The 18,356-nt window shown below is 61.5% G+C and carries 20 protein-coding genes and 1 pseudogene; 5 read left to right on the top strand and 16 right to left on the bottom strand.

The features are described from left to right. Positions 1-7: 7 nt before the first annotated feature. The gene (locus tag JGU72_RS20310) at positions 8-1,489 is read right to left on the bottom strand and encodes a cytochrome ubiquinol oxidase subunit I (RefSeq protein WP_199685856.1); all 1,482 of its coding nucleotides are present in this window, start codon (positions 1,487-1,489) and stop codon (positions 8-10) included. 110 nt (positions 1,490-1,599) lie between these two features. Continuing rightward, entirely contained in the window at positions 1,600-2,601 is a 1,002-nt protein-coding gene (locus tag JGU72_RS20305; protein WP_199686110.1) for a zinc-binding alcohol dehydrogenase family protein, read from the bottom strand. Between the two features lie 247 nt (positions 2,602-2,848). Here JGU72_RS20305 and JGU72_RS20300 point away from each other — a divergent pair, with 247 nt between their 5' ends. Both JGU72_RS20300 and JGU72_RS20295 read left to right on the top strand, forming a co-directional pair. Continuing rightward, the gene (locus JGU72_RS20300; RefSeq protein ID WP_199685855.1) at positions 2,849-4,636 is read left to right on the top strand and encodes an AMP-dependent synthetase/ligase; all 1,788 of its coding nucleotides are present in this window, start codon (positions 2,849-2,851) and stop codon (positions 4,634-4,636) included. Between the two features lie 95 nt (positions 4,637-4,731). Continuing rightward, positions 4,732-5,367 (top strand): response regulator, encoded by a 636-nt coding sequence (locus JGU72_RS20295; RefSeq protein WP_199685854.1) that lies wholly within the window; start codon positions 4,732-4,734, stop codon positions 5,365-5,367. A gap of 3 nt (positions 5,368-5,370) precedes the next feature. Here JGU72_RS20295 and JGU72_RS20290 read toward each other — a convergent pair whose 3' ends face one another. The 3 genes from JGU72_RS20290 to JGU72_RS20280 are packed head-to-tail and all read right to left on the bottom strand — an operon-like array spanning position 5,371 to position 7,872. Next, positions 5,371-6,819 (bottom strand): bifunctional aminoglycoside phosphotransferase/ATP-binding protein, encoded by a 1,449-nt coding sequence (locus JGU72_RS20290; RefSeq protein ID WP_199685853.1) that lies wholly within the window; start codon positions 6,817-6,819, stop codon positions 5,371-5,373. Next, complete coding sequence (locus JGU72_RS20285) at positions 6,812-7,015, bottom strand: hypothetical protein (protein WP_199685852.1); 204 nt, start codon at positions 7,013-7,015, stop codon at positions 6,812-6,814. Before JGU72_RS20285 ends, JGU72_RS20290 begins: the two co-directional genes overlap by 8 nt. Continuing rightward, positions 7,000-7,872 carry an alpha/beta fold hydrolase gene (locus tag JGU72_RS20280; RefSeq protein WP_233532709.1) on the bottom strand — a complete coding sequence of 291 codons (873 nt, stop codon included), beginning with the start codon at positions 7,870-7,872 and terminating at the stop codon, positions 7,000-7,002. Before JGU72_RS20280 ends, JGU72_RS20285 begins: the two co-directional genes overlap by 16 nt. Positions 7,873-8,164: 292 nt before the next feature. Here JGU72_RS20280 and JGU72_RS20275 point away from each other — a divergent pair, with 292 nt between their 5' ends. Further along, positions 8,165-8,530, top strand: a complete 366-nt coding sequence (locus tag JGU72_RS20275; RefSeq protein WP_199685851.1) for a hypothetical protein — start codon at positions 8,165-8,167, stop codon at positions 8,528-8,530. Between the two features lie 62 nt (positions 8,531-8,592). Here the strand turns inward: JGU72_RS20275 and JGU72_RS20270 are convergent, their stop codons facing one another. From JGU72_RS20270 to JGU72_RS31445, 8 genes and pseudogenes are all read right to left on the bottom strand, one after another. After that, complete coding sequence (locus JGU72_RS20270; RefSeq protein ID WP_199685850.1) at positions 8,593-9,123, bottom strand: flavodoxin domain-containing protein; 531 nt, start codon at positions 9,121-9,123, stop codon at positions 8,593-8,595. Positions 9,124-9,162: 39 nt separating this feature from the next. Next, positions 9,163-9,564, bottom strand: coding sequence for an OsmC family protein (locus JGU72_RS20265; RefSeq protein ID WP_199685849.1), 402 nt, complete (start codon positions 9,562-9,564; stop codon positions 9,163-9,165). Positions 9,565-9,615: 51 nt separating this feature from the next. Beyond that, on the bottom strand, positions 9,616-10,665 hold the full coding sequence (locus JGU72_RS20260; RefSeq protein WP_374101136.1) for a potassium channel family protein: 1,050 nt from the start codon (positions 10,663-10,665) through the stop codon (positions 9,616-9,618). After that, a complete protein-coding gene (locus JGU72_RS20255; RefSeq protein ID WP_199685847.1) occupies positions 10,659-11,537 on the bottom strand; it encodes an alpha/beta fold hydrolase in 879 nt (292 codons plus the stop codon). Before JGU72_RS20255 ends, JGU72_RS20260 begins: the two co-directional genes overlap by 7 nt. 1 nt (position 11,538) lies before the next feature. Next, a complete protein-coding gene (gene ppsA / locus JGU72_RS20250) occupies positions 11,539-13,830 on the bottom strand; it encodes a phosphoenolpyruvate synthase (protein ID WP_199685846.1) in 2,292 nt (763 codons plus the stop codon). Between the two features lie 366 nt (positions 13,831-14,196). Then, entirely contained in the window at positions 14,197-14,358 is a 162-nt protein-coding gene (locus tag JGU72_RS31450) for a universal stress protein (protein WP_374101135.1), read from the bottom strand. Next, positions 14,355-14,606 (bottom strand): universal stress protein, encoded by a 252-nt coding sequence (locus tag JGU72_RS20240; protein ID WP_199685844.1) that lies wholly within the window; start codon positions 14,604-14,606, stop codon positions 14,355-14,357. The genes JGU72_RS31450 and JGU72_RS20240 overlap by 4 nt, the downstream gene beginning before the upstream one ends. Positions 14,607-14,633: 27 nt before the next feature. Further along, positions 14,634-14,711: pseudogene (locus tag JGU72_RS31445) on the bottom strand (hypothetical protein); the annotation flags it as partial. A 152-nt stretch (positions 14,712-14,863) separates the two neighbouring features. Here JGU72_RS31445 and JGU72_RS20235 point away from each other — a divergent pair. Further along, positions 14,864-15,532: a CBS domain-containing protein gene (locus JGU72_RS20235; RefSeq protein ID WP_199685843.1), complete on the top strand. Its 669-nt coding sequence runs from the start codon at positions 14,864-14,866 to the stop codon at positions 15,530-15,532. A 59-nt stretch (positions 15,533-15,591) separates the two neighbouring features. Here JGU72_RS20235 and JGU72_RS20230 read toward each other — a convergent pair whose 3' ends face one another. The 3 genes from JGU72_RS20230 to JGU72_RS20220 form a co-directional block, all read right to left on the bottom strand. Further along, positions 15,592-16,473: a universal stress protein gene (locus tag JGU72_RS20230; RefSeq protein ID WP_199685842.1), complete on the bottom strand. Its 882-nt coding sequence runs from the start codon at positions 16,471-16,473 to the stop codon at positions 15,592-15,594. Beyond that, positions 16,470-17,156: a DUF4389 domain-containing protein gene (locus JGU72_RS20225; RefSeq protein ID WP_199685841.1), complete on the bottom strand. Its 687-nt coding sequence runs from the start codon at positions 17,154-17,156 to the stop codon at positions 16,470-16,472. Before JGU72_RS20225 ends, JGU72_RS20230 begins: the two co-directional genes overlap by 4 nt. A gap of 67 nt (positions 17,157-17,223) precedes the next feature. Next, on the bottom strand, positions 17,224-17,514 hold the full coding sequence (locus tag JGU72_RS20220) for a hypothetical protein (RefSeq protein ID WP_199685840.1): 291 nt from the start codon (positions 17,512-17,514) through the stop codon (positions 17,224-17,226). Positions 17,515-17,672: 158 nt separating this feature from the next. On the opposite strand from JGU72_RS20220, the gene JGU72_RS20215 reads away from it, so the two are divergent. Continuing rightward, positions 17,673-18,344, top strand: coding sequence for a DUF2267 domain-containing protein (locus JGU72_RS20215; RefSeq protein ID WP_199685839.1), 672 nt, complete (start codon positions 17,673-17,675; stop codon positions 18,342-18,344). The last annotated feature ends 12 nt before the right edge of the window (positions 18,345-18,356 follow it).

The raw sequence follows: 18,356 nt of genomic DNA, 5'->3' as shown, positions 1-18,356 counted from the left end.
TCATCTCCTAGTAGGCGAACGAAAGTTGTTCGGCGGCATTGTCATCGGGCCTGACTGTGCCGTGTGGGTGCGCATCGTGGTGACTTGGTCCTGCGGCGATGTAGCGTCGGACCAATGTGAACCAGACGACCGCGAGCACCGCGTAGACGAGGGTGAAGAGCACGAGTGAGAGCAACACAGTCCACGACGAATGACCCGATACCGCGTCTGCGACCGTCAAGCGAATTTGGTCGACGCCAGTCGGATTCGGAGCGACAACCCATGGCTGACGACCCATCTCGGTGAAAATCCAGCCCGCGCTGTTGGCGAGAAACGGAGTCGGAATCGCCGCGAGGCACAGCCACGCGAACCACCGCTGATGCGGAACCCGACCACCTCGCATCAGCCACAACCCGGCGACGGCCAGCGCCGCTGACCCTATTGCCAATCCGATCATCAAGCGGAACGACCAGTAGGTCACGAACAAGTTCGGGCGGTAGTCGCCATCGCCGAACTTCGAAACATATTGTTGCTGAAGGTCATTGACTCCCTGCAACTCCACGCCGGAGAATTCGCCATCGGCGAGCCAGGACAGCACGCCGGGAACTTCGATCAGGTGCGCAACGCTGTCGCAGTTGTTGTGTGTTCCGATCGTCAGGACGGAGAAGTCCGGATCGGTTCCGCTGTCACACAACGATTCCGCAGAGGCCATTTTCATCGGTTGCTGGTCGAACATGAGCTTGCCCTGCAGGTCGCCGGTGAAGACCAGGGCGATCCCCGCGACGATCACCACGCCGAGTGCAAATCGCGCTGCGGGTCGCCACATCTTTCGCGCGTCGGTGACCGCGTCCAGATCCGGTCCGGTTGTCGAGACCTTGCGTGCGTTGCGCACCATCCACCAGCCGGACACGCCCGCAACAAAAGTCGCAGCCGTCAGAAACGCGCCGGCAACGACGTGCGGAAATGCTGCCAGGGCCGTGTTGTTGGTCAACAGCTCCCAGATAGACGTGAGTTCGGCACGGCCTCGTTCAGCGTTGTAGCGAGCGCCGACAGGATGTTGCATGAAGGAATTGGCAGCGATGATGAAGAATGCCGATGCATTGACACCGATCGCGACGAGCCAGATAGTCGCAAGGTGAACGCCTTTGGGCAGCCTGTCCCAGCCGAAGATCCACAGGCCGAGGAACGTCGACTCCAAGAAGAAGGCGACAAGACCTTCCAGCGCGAGGGGTGCGCCGAATACGTCACCGACAAACCGAGAGTATTCGCTCCAGTTCATTCCGAACTGGAACTCCTGGACAATTCCGGTCGCAACTCCGATCGCGAAATTGATCAGAAACAGTTTCCCGAAGAACTTGGTCAACCGGTACCAATGTTCGTTGCCCGTGACAACCCAGACTGTCTGCATGATCGCGATCAACGGAGCCAATCCGATGGTCAACGGAACGAAGATGAAGTGGTAGACGGTGGTGATCCCGAACTGCCACCTCGCGAGATCCAAAGCGTCCATAGCCACTCCTATCCGTAGGTAACGCGAAACTATCGATCGCGGCCGATCACCGGGGAGGGTCGAGGTCCCCACAATCAGGGGCCGAGATGCCCTAGGGCCGTATCCTCTCCTCAGGGCACCAGCACGGCTGCGCCGACAACGCGATCGTTCGCAAGGTCGGCCAACGCGCGATCTGCATGTGCCAGTGGATAAGCGGAAGTCGTCACGCGGACATGATGATGCCGGACGAACTCGAAAAAATGTTTGGCGTCTTCTCGCGTGTTCGATGTGACCGATCGAACTTGCTTCTCGAAGAAGAGGTGCCGCTGGTAGTTCAGCGCAGGTACATCGCTCAGATGTATACCAGCGATGGCCAGCGTTCCACCGCGGTCCAGAGACTCGAGCGCGGGTAGCACCAGATCACCGACCGGCGCAAACAAGATTGCCGAGTCCATTTTCACCGGTGGCAGATCTGCAGCACCCTGTACCGATGTCGCGCCGAGTTCGAGCGCTAGTGCGCGTGCCTTTTCATCACGTGTCATCACGTGTACCTCTGCGCCCAGCGCCAGCGCAAGCTGGGCGGTGATGTGTGCGCTGCCGCCGAACCCGTAGATTCCGAGACGACCATGGGGTGGAAGCTGCGACCTGACCAATGAGCGGTAGCCGATGATGCCCGCACACAGCAATGGTGCCAGTTCCTCGTCCGAGTAGCCCCGCGGCAATAGATGAGCGAAAGCGGCCGGCACGGTGGTGTACTCGGCGAATCCACCGTCTGTATCCCAGCCAGTGTATTGCGAGTGCGGGCAGAGATTCTCTGCGTCGCGTTCGCAGTAGTGACACATGCCGCAGGTCTGTCGGAGCCAGCCGATTCCTACCCGGTCACCGAGCGAGAAGTGGTCATCGCAACGATCTCCGAGCGCGACTACTTCTCCCACGACCTCGTGGCCCGGCACAACTGCCCTTTTATGAGTAGGCAGGTCGCCCTCGCTCACATGGAGGTCGGTTCTACAGACTCCACACGCCACTACACGAACCAGCAGCTCGTCCGGAAGTGGCGTTGGTCGTGGAATACGTGCCCGGACAAGGGGGTTGGTGCCTATCGGCCCGGGTCGCTCGACGTGCCACGCCGACATCAAGCTTTCGACAGTCATGTCGGCAACATTCGCTTGCGTCGGACTGACCGAACAGAGGAGACCGGGCACCATGATCGGGCCGAAAGTCATCTCCCGTTGCGCGACGACTTTCGGGCTCGCGGATCAGGGCCCTCTGCGCCACAGAAGCGGGACCATTGCCCTTACCGGATCGCTGCGCCGATCCCTAGCGTCGGAAGGATCGGTGGAACAACCCGATTACGCCTCTTTCGCTGAGAAGGTATGCACAATGCGCGAATTCAACAGTCCCGCGAAGTTCTCGATCCCAACCGATGCCACAGCGGTCGATGTGGTGTTCGATTACGGGGCAAATTCACCCAACACCGTTGTGTACAAGCGGCGTGTCGACGGGCTTTGGGTCGATGTGACGGCGGCGGAGTTCGCGGGTGAAGTCGAAGCCGTCGCGCGAGGCTTGATCGCTTCCGGACTGCAGCCAGGCGAACGTGTCGGCCTGATGTCGAGTACGAGATACGAGTGGCCACTGCTCGACTACGCGATCTGGGCCGCCGGCGGAATCACCGTGCCGATCTACGAAACTTCCGCAGCCGAACAGGTCGCGTGGATCCTCCAGGACTCGGAGGCGCGGTTCCTGATCGTGGAAACGCCTCGACACCGCGTCACCTTCGAATCAATCGTCGATCGACCTGTCGTGGACCGTGTCTTCCAGATCGACGAAGGCGCGGTTTCCGAACTCGCGACGCTCGGTCGAAGTGTGGCCGCCGATCAGGTCCGCGACCGTGTGGCGACCCTGCACGCGGACTCAGCAGCAACGTTGATCTATACGTCCGGGACGACTGGAAGGCCGAAGGGGTGCGAATTGACGCACGCCAATCTGCTCTCCGAGACCAGCGCGGTCCTCGAGACCAGCTTCGCGGATCTCCTGCAGCCAGGGAGAAGCTCGCTGCTGTTCCTGCCAATGGCCCATGTCTTCGCGCGTGCCGTCAGTCTTGCGGCATTCACGTCGAAGGTCACCATCGGCCACACCAGCGACACCAAGAATCTGGTGACGCTCTTCGAAGAGTTCCAACCTGACTTCATCTTGTCTGTACCGCGAGTGTTCGAAAAGGTGTACAACACCGCGCAGCAGAAGGCACATGATGCGGGTGCTCTCAAGGGCCGCATCTTCGATGCCGCAGCTGAGACCGCCATCGCCTGGAGCGAAGCCGGCGGCCGGATACCTATTGGTCTGCGCGCAAAGCATGCCGTGTACGACCGCTTGGTTTACGCCAAGTTGCGCGCCGCGCTGGGGGGGAAGTGCCAGGCCGCCATTTCCGGCGGAGCTCCCCTCGGTGCCAGACTGGGCCACTTCTACACCGGTATCGGAATTCCGGTCTACGAGGGATACGGGCTGACAGAGACCACGGCAGCTGTCACTCTGAATCTCCCCGGCGCGGTCAAGATCGGATCCGTCGGAAAGCCGTTGCCCGGCAACGGGGTTCGCGTCGCAGAGGACGGCGAACTTTTGGCGCGCGGCGGAGTCGTGTTCCGCGGCTACTGGAAGAACGGGAAAGCTACCGCCGAATCTTTCGATGGTGAATGGTTCCGGACCGGAGATATCGGCGAAATCGACGAAGACGGTTACGTGGCGGTCACCGGCCGCAAGAAGGACATAATCGTGACCGCGGCTGGAAAGAACGTGGTCCCCGCGGGACTCGAGGACGCCCTGCGATCGCATCCGTTGATCAGCCAAGCAGTGGTCGTGGGAGACCAGCGGCCGTTTGTCGGCGCGTTGATCACTATTGATTCGGACGCATTTCCGCGCTGGAAGGCAGCGAACAGCAAATCGGAGCAGACCACTCTGGACGAACTGGTCGACGACTCCGATTTGGCGTCGGAAATCGACCGCGCTGTTCAACGTGCGAACAGTGGCGTCTCGAACGCGGAGGCGATCAAGAAGTTCCGCATCCTCGCCGTCGACTTCACGGAGGAATCCGGCGAACTCACACCGACCCTCAAGGTGAAACGCAACATTGTTCAGAAGCGATTCAGCGCAGAGATCGATGCGCTCTACGGCTGATCCTTGTTTCGTCGCTGGTGCGCACAACTGCAGCTTTTCCGCAGTGCGCGAGTAATCTCGACTGTGCACACCGGCAGCGATCAAAGGAAATCCTCATGATCAAAGTGTTTCTCGTCGACGATCATGAAGTCGTTCGTCGCGGGCTCGCGGACCTGCTCGAAGTTGACCCCGACCTCACGGTGATCGGCGAAGCCGGAAGTGTGTCGCAAGCGCTTGCCCGAATTCCGGCGCTGCGACCCGATGTTGCGGTTCTCGATCTACAACTACCTGACGGAAACGGCGTCGAATTGTGCCGCGATCTTATGTCGCAGCTTCCCGAGTTGCGATGCCTGATACTGACCTCTTTCACCGACGACCAGGCGATGCTGGACGCCATACTCGCCGGTGCGAGCGGCTACGTGATCAAGGACATCAGAGGGATGGAACTCGCCAAAGCAGTAAAAGATGTCGGCTCAGGGAAATCGTTGCTGGACAACCGCGCTGCGGCGGCGTTGATGGCCAAGTTGCGCGAACGCACCGATGCGCCAGGACCACTGTCGGGACTCACCGATCAAGAAAAGACCTTGCTGAATTTACTCGGCGAAGGACTCACCAATCGACAGATCGCGGCGCGAATGTTCTTGGCAGAGAAAACTGTGAAGAATTACGTTTCGCGACTGCTGGCCAAGCTCGGCATGGAACGTCGAACACAGGCGGCAGTTTTCGTTTCCAAGCTTCAGAACGACCACTGAAAATCAGATCGCGTACCACGCCTCAGTTGCAGCGGCGACCGATGCCTCGATCGACCCGGAGGTGTCGATCAACGTGCTTTCTGGTCCGCTCGCCGCCCGCCGACCAGCCATTGCGACAGCAATATCGGGCGTCGCGTCGGAATCTCCGCGGTCTCGTCGCGAAATTCGCAACGCAGCGACGTGCGCAGGTGCGACACAGTGCAAGCTGATCGGGAACGAATCCGTCGCCTTCGCGAGTGCCGTAGCGTCGCTACGCCTTTCGTCGTCCGTCCAGGACGCGTCAAGGACCACCGAGATCCCATTCTCCAGGAGGGCGGACGCGCGTTCGAGCATCGTCTTATAGACAAACGCCACGGTGTCCGGCGAATACAAACCGCGTCCGAACATACCCGGCTGACCGTCTATGACGCCGTCGGCAACGAGTTCCTTCCGCACACGGTCACTTGAAATCAGAGTTGCACCGACCATGCCGGCCAGCGCCGTGCCAACCGTCGTCTTCCCGGTACCCGGCAGTCCCCCGACCGTGCACAGCCGAACTGTGCCCTGTCGCAGGTGCTCGACGGCCAGCCGACGGTATTCCTCGGCGGTCTCGATCGACCGAGACTCGCCTTGGCCGGCGCGGATCAGTTCAACCTTCGCCCGCACCAAAGCTCGGTAGGCGACGTAGTGCCCGATCAACGACGCGGGCACCGAATCCTGAGCAGCCTCCACATAGCCGTCAAGAAACAGGCGCGACAAATCTGGCCGCCCACGAAACTCCAGATCCATCGCCAGAAAACAGACATCATCGATACCGTCGACAAACCTCAGTGCATCGTCGAAGTCCAGACAGTCGAGTGCACGTGGGCCGTCTGGAAGGCAGAAGACGTCCTCGCAACTCAGGTCTCCATGACCATCCACGATCCGGGAATCCATGATCCGGCGCGCAAACAACTTCTCTCGCCCCGCGAGGTACCGCATAGCCAAGAAATCGATTTCGGACAATCCGCTCAGTTTCGAACCGTCGTTCAAAGCTGCTATTTCGCGAAGGTTCGCTTCCCATCGAATTCGGACGAACTCGACAGTCCCCTGCCGGTCGATGTCCGGTCCACGCTTCGCGGTCGTGTGGAACGCGGCAATCATCGCCGCTAGCTCGCCAAGTTGAGCCTCTACCGGTTCGGCGCCGGCGATCATGGTGGCGAGCCTCGAATGCTCCGGCATTCGACGCATCATCAGGATCGGCTCGCTCGGGCCGCCCAGCGGGTCGGAGAGATGTCCGACGCCCAGGTAGACGTCGGCGGCCAGACGCCTGTTCAACTCCAGCTCACGCGCACACGCCGCTTCACGAAGCGCTGCGGTGCTGAAGTCGAGAAACGCCATTCGGCATGGCTTCTTGGCCTTGAGTGCACGATCACCGACCAACAGGACTACGCCCGTGTGGGTTTCGCGTACTTCGGCATACTTGTCAGGCATTCGGGCTGGCCTCTTCGAGCTCGATCTCGAGGTGGACGACTCCGTAGGATCGACGGTACTTACAGGGCCACCTGATATCGCGAAACACCTTCAGCATTCGGTAGTTCTCTGCCAGCACGTCGGCAATTCCGTCGCGCAGACTCGTAACCGTCGCAGGCGGGTGCCGATCGATCGGACTGACTACGCTGCCGGACATACAGCCATCCCTTCCGATTCGACGACAGCTGTCAAGTCGGTGTCCAACACATTTGTCATGACTTCGCAGAAGCGATGTGGATCGGACGTGAGCCAGCAGTGGTTGCCGTCGACAGTCACGAAATGCGGATCGCCGGCCGCTGCTCGCAAAGATGCAATGGTCACAGCGGGAATCACCCTGTCTGCCCGGCTCCACACGACCACAGTCGGTAGTCGGCGGCTCTTGATCCTCCCCAATTCGAGTGTGAGATCGGCGTTACGCGCGATTCGCGCCGCTCGCCATACCGTCCCGCGACTGCTTGCAAGATTCGCAAGCCCGTCGCGAAGGATCACGGGCAGTACGCGGGTGAGTTGACGGGCCGGCGCGAAGTCTGCACGCATGTGCAGTCCCCAATCCCACAGCGGGCGCTCGCGCAACGAAACGACTACGCCACGGCCGTTCGACCATGCCGACCCGCCGATCGAATTGACCAGTACGAGGCGCGAGATGCGTTCCGGCCAATCGTGTGCCGTGCGGATAGCAACTCCACCGCCGAAGGAATAGCCGACCAGACCGACCGGCCCAGTCACCCCAACCGCGTCGATGAAGTCGACCACCCAGCGTGCGTACCCTTCGAGGCTGAACTGATCCTTCGGCAACTCTTCCGTGCCGAATCCTGGCATCGACGGCGCAATTACCTGGAAACCACTGTTGCACAGCATGTTCAGGCCACTGAGATACATGGGCGTACCGGCGAGTCCCCAACCGTGCAAGAACACGATGACTGGTCCGGTACCGCCGACCAGATAGCGGGCGCGACGGCCGTTGACCACGGTATCACGTCGCTGCATTTGTTGCGGTACAGCAGTTTTCGTCATCATGCCTCCTCCGAGCCGGGCTGTCGGCCATATCGGTGCCTGACTCATAACCTTGCCGCCTTGCAACGAGTTGCCGCAGAGTCCGAGGAGACCGCGAATGGGAGTCGGAAGGTCTGACTCGAGGTGTCCTTCGACCCCGCGCGAGACCCTGAATCACGGCGACAGCGGTCCCGGGTCATGGGCTCCGAAGTCATCCGCATCTCGGGCCTTACGCCCCTCCCCCGGGCCACCGACTCCGGCGATTGTGGAGGGAACAAGAATTATGGTGTGACTGCGGAATCGAGGCCGGCAAGTGGTATCGAAGTGGAGCGTGCGAGCGGTAGTCAGCAGCCCGACGAATCTCGACGGGTTGTCGATCCGACCGACGACAGGCAGCGATCCGACCCTTGCGGCCGAACGGCTCTGTACGTTGTTACCGGCCGCTGATTCACCGTTCGGAGACGTATACATCGTTGCCACACCGGTCGAGGACAGCGACAAGAAGGACAGCAAGCGACGCGACTGGATAACCGAGCGAACCATCGTGTGCCCCGTCTTTCGGCGCGGCACCAGGCGGCAATGGGCACCCGGCGCGTGGGCACTCGCTTCCAAACACCCGAAATTTCGAGAAACATCCACGTCGGCAGTACCGAACGAGAAGACCGAAGACGGCAAGTGATCGAACCTGAGTCGGTGATCCAGGAAACTCTCCCGGAAGTGCACTCGCACACGGATGCAGGGTTACAACCTGTCCAAGTCCGACTCGACACGCTTGGCCGCAACCTCAGCGCCCCAAATTCTCGCCCTCGAGACTTCGCCGGGTAGCAGCGGACCTAAGGTGTCCTCGACATAAAAGTCTGTCGGCTTGACCAAGGATTCGAAGCCCCTCCTGCGCAAGAGTTTTGCGGCGGCGCGTGCGGCCGAACCTGGCAGCCACCTCACTTTGACGGCTCGCGTCGCGAATGCGACTGCATAGACCGTGTTGCGGCTTCTCGACGCCGACGCGAGCCAGTCTCGCAGGTTCTTGTGCTTCGTAACCGTCTCCCCCGGCGCTCGCGTTGCCGCCTCCGATCGTGTTTGTGCACGACTCAAGCCGAGCGCATGAGTCGGTGCTCCAACCACCAGCAGGTCGATATCGGAGGATAGAACCGGCGGTGCTTCGTCGACGTTGACAACGTCCACGTCGTAAGCCGTCTGCAGCCCGTCCGCAATCGCCAGCGCAATTTCCTCCGTATTTCCGAACATCGACTCAAAAACCACCAAGGCGCGCATACCCGACCCCTTCTCTTGTGAGAGTCGCTGACTGCGAGTTCAGCCGACAGTCGACGCCTCGCTGATATGAACTTCGGGCGGCATCCGCAGCGAGTTATGCACAGTGCAATGGTTCACCGCGGCAAGCATTCCCGTGACATGCTCCGCGTCGAGCGGTGACGGAGGCAAGACTTTCAAGTCGATCCTGCCGACCCGAGCCGGCTCGGGACGCATGTTCCACATGCATTCCACACGTAGGTCACGATGCGGCAAATCGTTCTTTCGAAGATAGGCGACCGCGTAGTGAGCCGCACAACTGGCAACCGACATTACGAAGAGCTCTACCGGTGTCGGTCCGAGGCTGACCGAGTCACCATGTGGTTGATCCACAAATAGCGCGTGTCCGCGGCTTTCGATCCGAAAACCCTGGTCGCACACGGCCTGGACCGTAATCATCGCCATGTCAGCACTCCTTCTGATTGTTCACACCTCGACGATGCCACTGCGTCTCGATCAGTGCGAGTGCCGAATAGACTCTGCCCCATGGTCTTTCGTCGACAACCAACTCGCGCTTGCCCCGCCCACGATTTGCCTCACGGCGGCCAACTCCACTGCGGTGCCCAACATGATCAGCACCGACTGCGGCTCCAGCCGGGTATCAGCGGGAGGATTCGTCAGAAAGCGACCGTCGGCAGATCGCAGCGCGAGCAGCTTGGCCCCTGTCGACGACTGAATTGATGTGTTCGCCAGCACTTTTCCCGCGACCGGCGACGTATTCGTCAGCTCGAACTGCTCGATGCGATAGTCGAGCGTCTCATCATGCATTACGACGTCGAGGAACTCGGCTACATGGGGCTGCAGGGCAAACGCGCCCATCCTGCGCCCGCCGATAAGTTGCGGGTTTACGGCACGGTCCGCACCCGCGCGAATCAGCTTCGCCTTCGAGGCGTCAGCCCGGGCGCGCGCGATGATCACCAGATCGGGTCGGAGCGCCCTGCTCGAAAGAGTGACATAGACGTTGTCGGCGTCACTGTCCAAGGCCGCAATAAGTGCCTGAGCGCGTTCGATCCCGGCACCGATGAGCACCTCGTCGTCGGTGACATCACCGACGATCGCAGCGTAGGGAGCGTTCTGTAGCCGCTCCTGATCTCGGTCGACAACGACGAGCTGCCTTCCCTCGGAGACCAGGTAGTCCGCCACGGCGTGTCCGGCCCGGCCGAAACCGCAGACGATGACATGACCGGTCATTCTGGCTATCTCGCGCCGCATTCTGCGCCTTTCGAGGTGGTGTTGCAAATGGCCTTCGAGGAGCGTCTCCAGCACAAGACCGAACGCATAGAGAGCGGTTCCGAACCCGCAGAGAATCAATACGATGGTGAAGATCTGTCCGGTCGAATCGAGTGGCTGAACTTCCCGAAAACCGACCGTTGTGATCGTCGTGACTGTTTGGTAAAGCGCGTCGAGGAGACCGAAGCCAAGAACGAAATATCCGGCAGTCCCCAAAACCACGACGACGACGAATGCTGCGATCGCGCGGGCAGCTCGACGGGTGGAATTCACCACCCAGCCCTACCGATGCGTTGGGCAATTTCTGGCTCCGGTAGCTCAAGAACCTCGAAACCGACTACGTTGGTGATGATTTCGCCGAATCGACGTGGGTCCGACAGCAGCCATGTGTGGTTACCCTCGACCGTCACGCAGTGTGGGTCACCAAGAGCAGATCGCAATGATTCTGTGGCTGCCGCCGGAATAACGTTGTCCCGCTTACTCCAGACGATGACAACCGGAAGTCTGCGGAGCTTCAGTTCATCCAGCTCGGCGGTGAGATCAACGGCGCGAACAATCGAACCCGCCCGCCATACCGCACGCGGATTTCGAAGCAAGTTCGGTACGGCATCGCGCAAGATGACGGGGAGCACTCTGGTTGCCTGCCGGTTTGGCAGGACATCCGCCGGCAGGTGCAGGCCCCAATCCCAGATTGGCCGTTCCCGCATCGCCTTCACAACGCCGCGACCGTTCGCCCATGCAGAGCCGCCGATCGAGTTGACGAGAACCAAACGCGCTACCTGTGCGGGAAAGTCGTGCGCGGTACGAATTGCCACCCCGCCACCGAAAGAGTGGCCGACCAAAGTCACCGGTTCGCGGATCCCCACCGCACGCATGAATTCCGACACCCAACGGGCATAGCCGTCCAACGTGAAGTCGGCGCCTGAGAGTTCGCGCGTACCCCCGAACCCCGGCATCGCGGGCGCGTACACGTTGACTCCGTTTGCCGCAAGGTGGTCCAGAGCCCGTCGGTACGTCGAGTGAGCCAAACCCCACCCGTGCAGAAAGACTACTGTCGGGCCGTGTCCGCCGACGAGATACCTCGAGCGGTGTCCCATGACGACGACTTCCCGCCACAGCGGGAGGACGGCCGGACCTGCATCGTTCATCTCATGCTCCATCTCGCTTGCCCCACGTTGCGCGCGCCGCTTCCAGCAGCACCCGCCGTTCGGCGCCGGCAATCGCTTTGCGCGCGGCCGGCACCGCGTCCGGATTGACGGATATCGAGGTAATTCCCAATCGCACAAGGAATTCGGCAAACTCTGGATGCGTCGACGGCGCCTGCCCGCACAATGAGGAGGTGATCCCTTCGCGCTGTGCGATGTGGACGATCTGCGAAATAGCATCGAGCACAGCAGGATCGAACTCGTCGAAGAGCTCGGAACAGATCTCCGAATCGCGGTCGACCCCCAACGTGAGCTGGGTGAGGTCGTTGCTCCCGATCGACACTCCGTCGATTCCCATACCGACGTATTCAGGTAGCCAGTGCACGACCGACGGCACTTCGGCCATGACCCACCGATGCAGTCCGCGTTGGCGGCCCAGCGGACTGGCGTCGACCAACTCGAGGCACTGCTCCAGCTCCCAGCGTGTACGGACGAAGGGAATCATCAGTGCAACATTCGGGCATTGTTCACGTACCCGCGCAAGTGCTTCCAGCTCCAGGGCAAACATCTCCGGCTCGCGGACGTAGCGGAAGCAACCCCGATATCCGATCATCGGGTTGTTCTCGTTCGGTTCGTACATGGCACCGCCGGTCAGTCCACGAAACTCGTTGCTACGCAGATCTGTTGCACGATAGACAACCGGCCTGGAGCCGAAGGGCCGGGCGATGCGGGACAGTGACGTCGCCATCGCGTCGACGAACGCGCCTTGCTCACCCCGGGCGATCAGATCTTTCGGATGCCTGCCGCCAAGCGCTTCTGTGAGCATGAACTCTGCTCGCAGCAGCCCCACACCGTCGACGTCGCTAGCCGCGACTGCCTGGGCTGATTCCGGCATCGCCAAATTGACATAGATTCGGGTGCCGGTCACCTCGACCGCAGCCTGCCTGCCTGAATCGGGCTCGGACACAACGACTGTTCTGATCTGTTCTGCACCGGTCCGAACTTCGCCCGCAGTTCCGTCGACGGTAACCATGGTGCCGTCAGCCAGGTCGGTGGTGGCCGAGCGTGCGCCGACGATACAGGGCACGCCGAGCTCCCGAGCAACGATCGCCGCGTGGCATGTCATTCCGCCGTTGTCGGTGACGAGCGCGGCAGCGCGCCTGATAGTCGGCAGCCAGTCCGGGTTTGTCATCGGCGCAACCAGAACCTCTCCGTCGCGCAGCTTTCGACCGTCTTCGGGACTCGCCAGCACACGCACGACGCCGCCGGCAACGCCCGGCGCTGCAGGCAGACCCTTTGCCAAGACATCACCATCCGTCCGTGCAGACGGACCAGGTGCGGCGGATTCCAACGTCGTGATCGGTCGCGCCTGAACGAGCCAAGTCTTGCCCGCTGCGATCGCCCATTCGACATCTTGGGGACATCCGTAGTGCGTCTCAGCAGCCACCGACAGCAAGGCGACCGCTTCCGCCTCGTCGTTTGTCAGGACCCGTGACTGCGCCAGCGCGTCGTCGAGGACGATCTTCGAATCCCGACCGTCCGCTCCCCGCACGATCTGAAAGTCCTGCCGCCCGACCCTGGCGGTCCGCAATCGAAAGCCTTCTTTCGCAACGACATAGGTATCGGGCTCCACCGAACCGGATACGACGACTTCCCCTTGCCCGAACGCCGCTTCGACGACCACGACATCACGGGCTCCCGTACTCGGGTCCGCGGTGAAGGCGACACCGGAGCGCTCGGACGCAATCATGGTCTGCACGACAACCGCCATTGCCGGCACTCCCGCGAATCCCCGACTCGCGCGATAGGTGACCACTCGTGGAGTGAAGAGCGACGCCCAGCAATTCTGGATCGACTCGATCAGCTCTTCGGGGCCACTGACGTTCGTGAAAGATGCATTCATACCCGCGAAGGACGCGTCGGCACCGTCTTCACCGGTCGCCGAAGATCGCACAGCAACAATGACATCCGAGCCGAGACGATCGTACGCGGCCAGAACGGCGCTGCGGCACCCAGGACTCATCCCGGCCTTGCTCACGAGGTCGCGCAGCCGCCGGCAACGTTCCGCCAATCCGGTGTAGTCGCTCGCGGCGGCCATGGCCGCACGGTGGCCGGCCGCCAACTCGTCGGCGACCCCGCCAAGTTCCATGGACTCGGTGTAGCCGCTCCGCGTAACGACAAAGCCCGGCGGAACCGGGAGGTGGGCGGACACCAACTCACCGAGATTTGCACCTTTGCCGCCGGCCTCGAAAGCGTCGGACAGGCTGATGTCGGCAATGTCGCGCACATTTTCCATACCTCCAATCTGCCGTCCAAGGCGACGCCGCCCCAGGGCCGATCGACGCCGCTGGGCGAGTAACACGTCGCCGAGCGCGGGGACTTCCGGCCCTCGTCGGACCGTCCGCCTCGCAACGACACTCGTTCGCGAGAGGAAACGGATGGAGGAGTCCATGTTTGCCAACGCCCGCCGGAAAAGGATATTGCAGAGGCGATTTCGTTGACCTCTCGCTCACCGTCCTTGCACAACAGTCAGCCATGGCGGTGGGTCCCCACGTCGACCCGTCGCCGAAATTCTCGAACTTCGTCCGTAACGCACAGGGTGCGTCGGTCCACCGAGTCGAGCAGGCGGAGCGCCGAGAGGCGACGCTCCGCACTGTTGCCTCTACTGCGGCACAACCAGAACCGGGCACTTTGCGTGAAACACCATCGCGTGCGCGGTCGACCCGAGATGAGCCGAATTCTTCGATCCACCGTGACGAGTCACAACGACAAGTCGGGAAGATCGACTGAGCTGCTCGAGGCAGCTTCCCGCATATCCGGTCACTGCGATTTCACGTGCGCACCTCCCGGATAGGCGGTACGCCAGCGTTCGACAGTCCGATCCACCTTCGTCGGGGTGTGGATCTGCGTCGAGCTTGCCGGCAGCGCCCACGGACGGGCCTCGTGCAGGTGGACGACGACGAGTTCCGATCGACGCAGAGCGGCTTCGCGAAAAGCGGAATGCACCGCTGCGTTTGCATACTCGCCCCTGTCGACCGGCGCCACGACAGGTCCACTCGATGGCGCCCCCACGTGTCGACTCTTGCCGCGAACAATGGCCACCGGACAGTGGGCCGCTCGTGCGAGGGATGCCGCCGCCGAGCCTAGCAACAGTTCAGCGACATGACCGATACCCAACGAACCGACGGGGGGGACCAAAGGCCCGATCGACGTCAAGAGCCCCAAATCTGTCGACAAAGTGCCCCCGTGCGCGAGTACTGCGACTCTCCGCCGCGGTCGGACTGCGGCCTACGGTCGTGGGATACGGAGGCAAACTGACAGGAGTCGCTATGAAGTCCAAGACGGTTGCCGATTTGATGACCACCGACGTCGTGAACGTGCGCGAGTACACGGCGTTCAAAGACGTGGTCTTCGCACTACGGTCCCGCGACGTCAGCGGGATGCCCGTTGTCGACGGGGCGGGTCACGTCGTCGGCGTGATCACGGAGGCCGACCTTCTCCCGAAGGAAGCGGCCGGCGGATCGCAATCGCGTGCAGCGAATACTTGGCACCGCAGACGACGGGCCGGATTTCGGAGAAAGGCGGCAGCTCAGACCGCCCGCGATGCGATGAGCACCCCGCCGATCACCATCGGTCCAGCTGCCACCGCAGCCAAGGCGGCAGCAATCCTTGCCTCACAAGGGATAAAGCGATTGCCTGTCGTCGACGCGGACCACAAGTTGATCGGAGTGATCAGCAGAAAAGACATTGTCGCGACATTTGCACGAACGGACGCCGAAATACGCCAGGACGTGGAGCGCGATGTCCTGAGGCGCGGAATGTGGCTGCTGCCTTCCGAAATCGGTGTCGAGGTCCACGACGGCGTTGTCACGTTGAGCGGTCAGGCCGAACGTGTGGCAATGATCGGGATCATGACGGCGCTGACCACTGCGATTCCGGGAGTCGTCGGGGTCGTCAACAGAGTTACAGCCGAGATGCAGGACAACGAGCGGCGGTGAATCGCACCCCCGCGATCACATTTTGATAGCCATCGACGCGCGACGAATCCTCCACATGCTCAACGCTTGTCGGGAACGACGAGGACCGGGCACTTCGCTTGCCGCACGATCGTGTGAGAGATCATGTCCAGATGGGGTGGAGTCGACGCGTCGCCGCTTGTACGGCCGACGATCATCAAGCGCGCGCTTTCACTGGCCTCAATCAGATACGCAACCACGTAGCCTTCGACGAGCACCGAACTAGCGGAGACCCTCGGATACTTCCGCCGCAGCGGCCGCAGCGGCGCGTTGTCAGCCTCGTCAGTATTAGTGATTCTTGTGGGACTCGGAAAACCCCAGAATCGGCCAGCGCCGGTTCTGACGACGCAGAGGTCGGACTCTCGTATCGCAGACTCCTTGAACGCGGTCTCCAATACGTGACCTGTCGGCGCTGACGGCGGAACCGCAGCGATGACTGGTCCGCTGCGTTGCGCAGAGTCGAAACGACCGGAGGCAGGAACAATTGCGACAGGGCATCGTGACCAGGCCGCGAGAGTTGCGGCCGTGGACCCCAGAATCATCTCGGCGACGTAGCCAACTCCGGCCGACCCGACGACGATTGCGGCCGCAGTTATCGACAAGTGGAGCAGCACCGAACTCGGTTTCCCCGTAATTATTTCCGCGTCCAGTTGCACAGTGTTTGCGCTCTCATGAGCGGCGTCGCGTGCCGCATCGAGTGCGGCTGAAGCTCGCTCTGTACCACCGGCGGATCTACTGTGCGCGTGGTCGATAACGTAAACGAGTCGCAGCCGCGCATTCGTCGCAGCAGCCTCCTCCGCGGCCCACACCACACACCGAAGCGCCGCAGGCGAACCATCTACGCCGACGATGATCGGCTGCGCTCGGTGTGCGGGCTTAGCTGGAGCGACCAGTTTGCGGCCGACAGTACCGAAGAGGTTCACGACGCATTCTCGACGGCACCGACATCGAGGCGGAACGGCGGGTACGCGTCGGTCAGCAGTGCCGCATACGCGACGGTTCGAAACACCCACCGGTTCATCCCGGACACGAAATCGAATATCCCTCGGGGGTAGCGGCCTGTGAACAGCAGCGCCACGCCGACGAACAAGACGAGGAGTCCGATCAGCCCACCGCCGAATGCCCCCTGCCCCCCGTCGTCACCGACGTTGGACCGCGGCTGCCCCACGAACAAGGCGACAACCAAATAGTGCGGGATGGCAAGCAGCCACCACTTCACCAAAACCAATCCTCTGGAAAGCTTCTCAGGATATGGGATCGACAGCCACGCAGGGTATTTCGGATCGTCCCGCAAAGTGAAAGGCGGGTAACGGTCGGTGCCGAGCATGCCGTAGCCGTAGAACCACACTCGCCATGACCACCGCAAGACGCCGACATTGAAATCGAAGAGTGCGCGCGGATATCTAGCGGTGAAAAGAATGGCAAACAGCGCAATCAAGGTTGCGATCGAAAACGCAAACCACAGCACGATCAGTACGAGAATGTGCGGAATAAGCAGGAACCATTTAACCAGCCACAACCATCGACTCAGCTCGTCATCGAGTCGAGACTCGAGTCGGAGGCGTGTGTCCACCGGTCCCGCGGCCGCGTTGTTGTGCTTTGACATGTCTTTAGCCTGTGCGGCGCGGAGTTGAAGACGTAGGGCCCCTTGACCTTCGAAGGCAGGGCTACCGTCACTCGTTCGAGTGATCTGAGCAGGTTTCGGCAAGTTCGCGCATACGCGCTCGGTACGCCGACTGCTCCAGCTTGCCAGAGACGCGCGCACGGACCAACATCGCTTCGGCGGCGAGCGGAGAGAGAATCGTGTCCCGCCCCTGCGCGGACGGGTGCCGCAGCATCGCTTCTCGTCGCATCCTCAGGTATTCAAGGCGTCGGGCGCGCCGGCGGGACCGCACAGACTGAACAACGACGCCTACCAACGCCGGCGACACGACGATCAGCGTGCCGAGAAGAACAGTAGCCATACAACGACTATTCGCCCGGTCGACGCCCCTGATCAGGGCCGAAGGGTGGCATCACCAAGGCTACCGGCCCCCGCCGTCGGGACCTTGGGCCCTTGGCGCGCGACCAACCGACGGAGACCCTTGAGCAATACTACAGACGTGACAAGGACGGCCAATTCGTGACCCACCAGAATGACCCTTTCGCCGGATCCGTCGCACAGGCGCGGAAATGGCTGACAATAGTCACCGAGGCGCTCGGCTCCGACGATCCAGACACTGCCTACCGCAGCCTTCGTGCCTGGTTTCACACCGTCCGTGACCGTATTTCGATTGCGGGAGCGGCCCATCTGAGTGCTCAGCTGCCGGAACTGTTGTGCGGCATGTTCTTCGAGGACTGGGTTCCCAGTCACGTACCGGTCGCACACGACCGGCCCTCATTCATCGCCCAGTTCGCCCGCGAAGCAGGAGTTCCGCACAGCGAGGTTCCCGCCACTGCTGGGCATGTGACCGACGCCCTGGACACCCTCTTCTCCCCCGGCGAGCTCGATCGAGTATTCGCCACGCTCCCAACGGTATTGGTCGAAACCATTTGGGGACGCACACATGTCGACGAGTTCGACGATGATGAGATCGCATGTGAAGAATTCGAGTATGCAGTCGATCCCGATGCGGCAACAGTCGCCGATTCACACGGGCTGAGCGCCCTCGAGGACCGAATGCTGGTGCTGGGCGACGCGATCGCGATTCTCACTCATCGTCTCGACGTGCTCGACGCTACGCGCATAAGCGATGCAGACAGTTCGGAACTGACGCGCCGAATCCTCGTGTCCGAAGGTCTTCTGAGCGAGTAGCATGTCGCGAGA

This window comes from Antrihabitans auranticaus (assembly GCF_016481275.1).
Taxonomy (GTDB): Bacteria; Actinomycetota; Actinomycetes; order Mycobacteriales; family Mycobacteriaceae; genus Antrihabitans.
The sequence above is the reverse complement of the archived record's forward strand: the minus strand, read 5'-3'. Positions and strand labels throughout refer to the sequence as shown.

What these genes read in the sequence shown, in the direction of transcription:
- JGU72_RS20235 (WP_199685843.1), top strand. Translation starts at nt 14,864, where the DNA reads ATGAAGTCCAAGACGGTTGCCGATTTGATGACCACCGACGTCGTGAAC.
- JGU72_RS20255 (WP_199685847.1), bottom strand. Translation starts at nt 11,537, where the DNA reads ATGAACGATGCAGGTCCGGCCGTCCTCCCGCTGTGGCGGGAAGTCGTC.
- JGU72_RS20305 (WP_199686110.1), bottom strand. Translation starts at nt 2,601, where the DNA reads ATGTCGGCGTGGCACGTCGAGCGACCCGGGCCGATAGGCACCAACCCC.
- ppsA (WP_199685846.1), bottom strand. Translation starts at nt 13,830, where the DNA reads ATGGAAAATGTGCGCGACATTGCCGACATCAGCCTGTCCGACGCTTTC.
- JGU72_RS20265 (WP_199685849.1), bottom strand. Translation starts at nt 9,564, where the DNA reads ATGGCGATGATTACGGTCCAGGCCGTGTGCGACCAGGGTTTTCGGATC.
- JGU72_RS20225 (WP_199685841.1), bottom strand. Translation starts at nt 17,156, where the DNA reads ATGTCAAAGCACAACAACGCGGCCGCGGGACCGGTGGACACACGCCTC.
- JGU72_RS20310 (WP_199685856.1), bottom strand. Translation starts at nt 1,489, where the DNA reads ATGGACGCTTTGGATCTCGCGAGGTGGCAGTTCGGGATCACCACCGTC.
- JGU72_RS20300 (WP_199685855.1), top strand. Translation starts at nt 2,849, where the DNA reads ATGCGCGAATTCAACAGTCCCGCGAAGTTCTCGATCCCAACCGATGCC.
- JGU72_RS20290 (WP_199685853.1), bottom strand. Translation starts at nt 6,819, where the DNA reads ATGCCTGACAAGTATGCCGAAGTACGCGAAACCCACACGGGCGTAGTC.
- JGU72_RS20220 (WP_199685840.1), bottom strand. Translation starts at nt 17,514, where the DNA reads ATGGCTACTGTTCTTCTCGGCACGCTGATCGTCGTGTCGCCGGCGTTG.
- JGU72_RS20280 (WP_233532709.1), bottom strand. Translation starts at nt 7,872, where the DNA reads ATGACGAAAACTGCTGTACCGCAACAAATGCAGCGACGTGATACCGTG.
- JGU72_RS20270 (WP_199685850.1), bottom strand. Translation starts at nt 9,123, where the DNA reads ATGCGCGCCTTGGTGGTTTTTGAGTCGATGTTCGGAAATACGGAGGAA.
- JGU72_RS20285 (WP_199685852.1), bottom strand. Translation starts at nt 7,015, where the DNA reads ATGTCCGGCAGCGTAGTCAGTCCGATCGATCGGCACCCGCCTGCGACG.
- JGU72_RS20295 (WP_199685854.1), top strand. Translation starts at nt 4,732, where the DNA reads ATGATCAAAGTGTTTCTCGTCGACGATCATGAAGTCGTTCGTCGCGGG.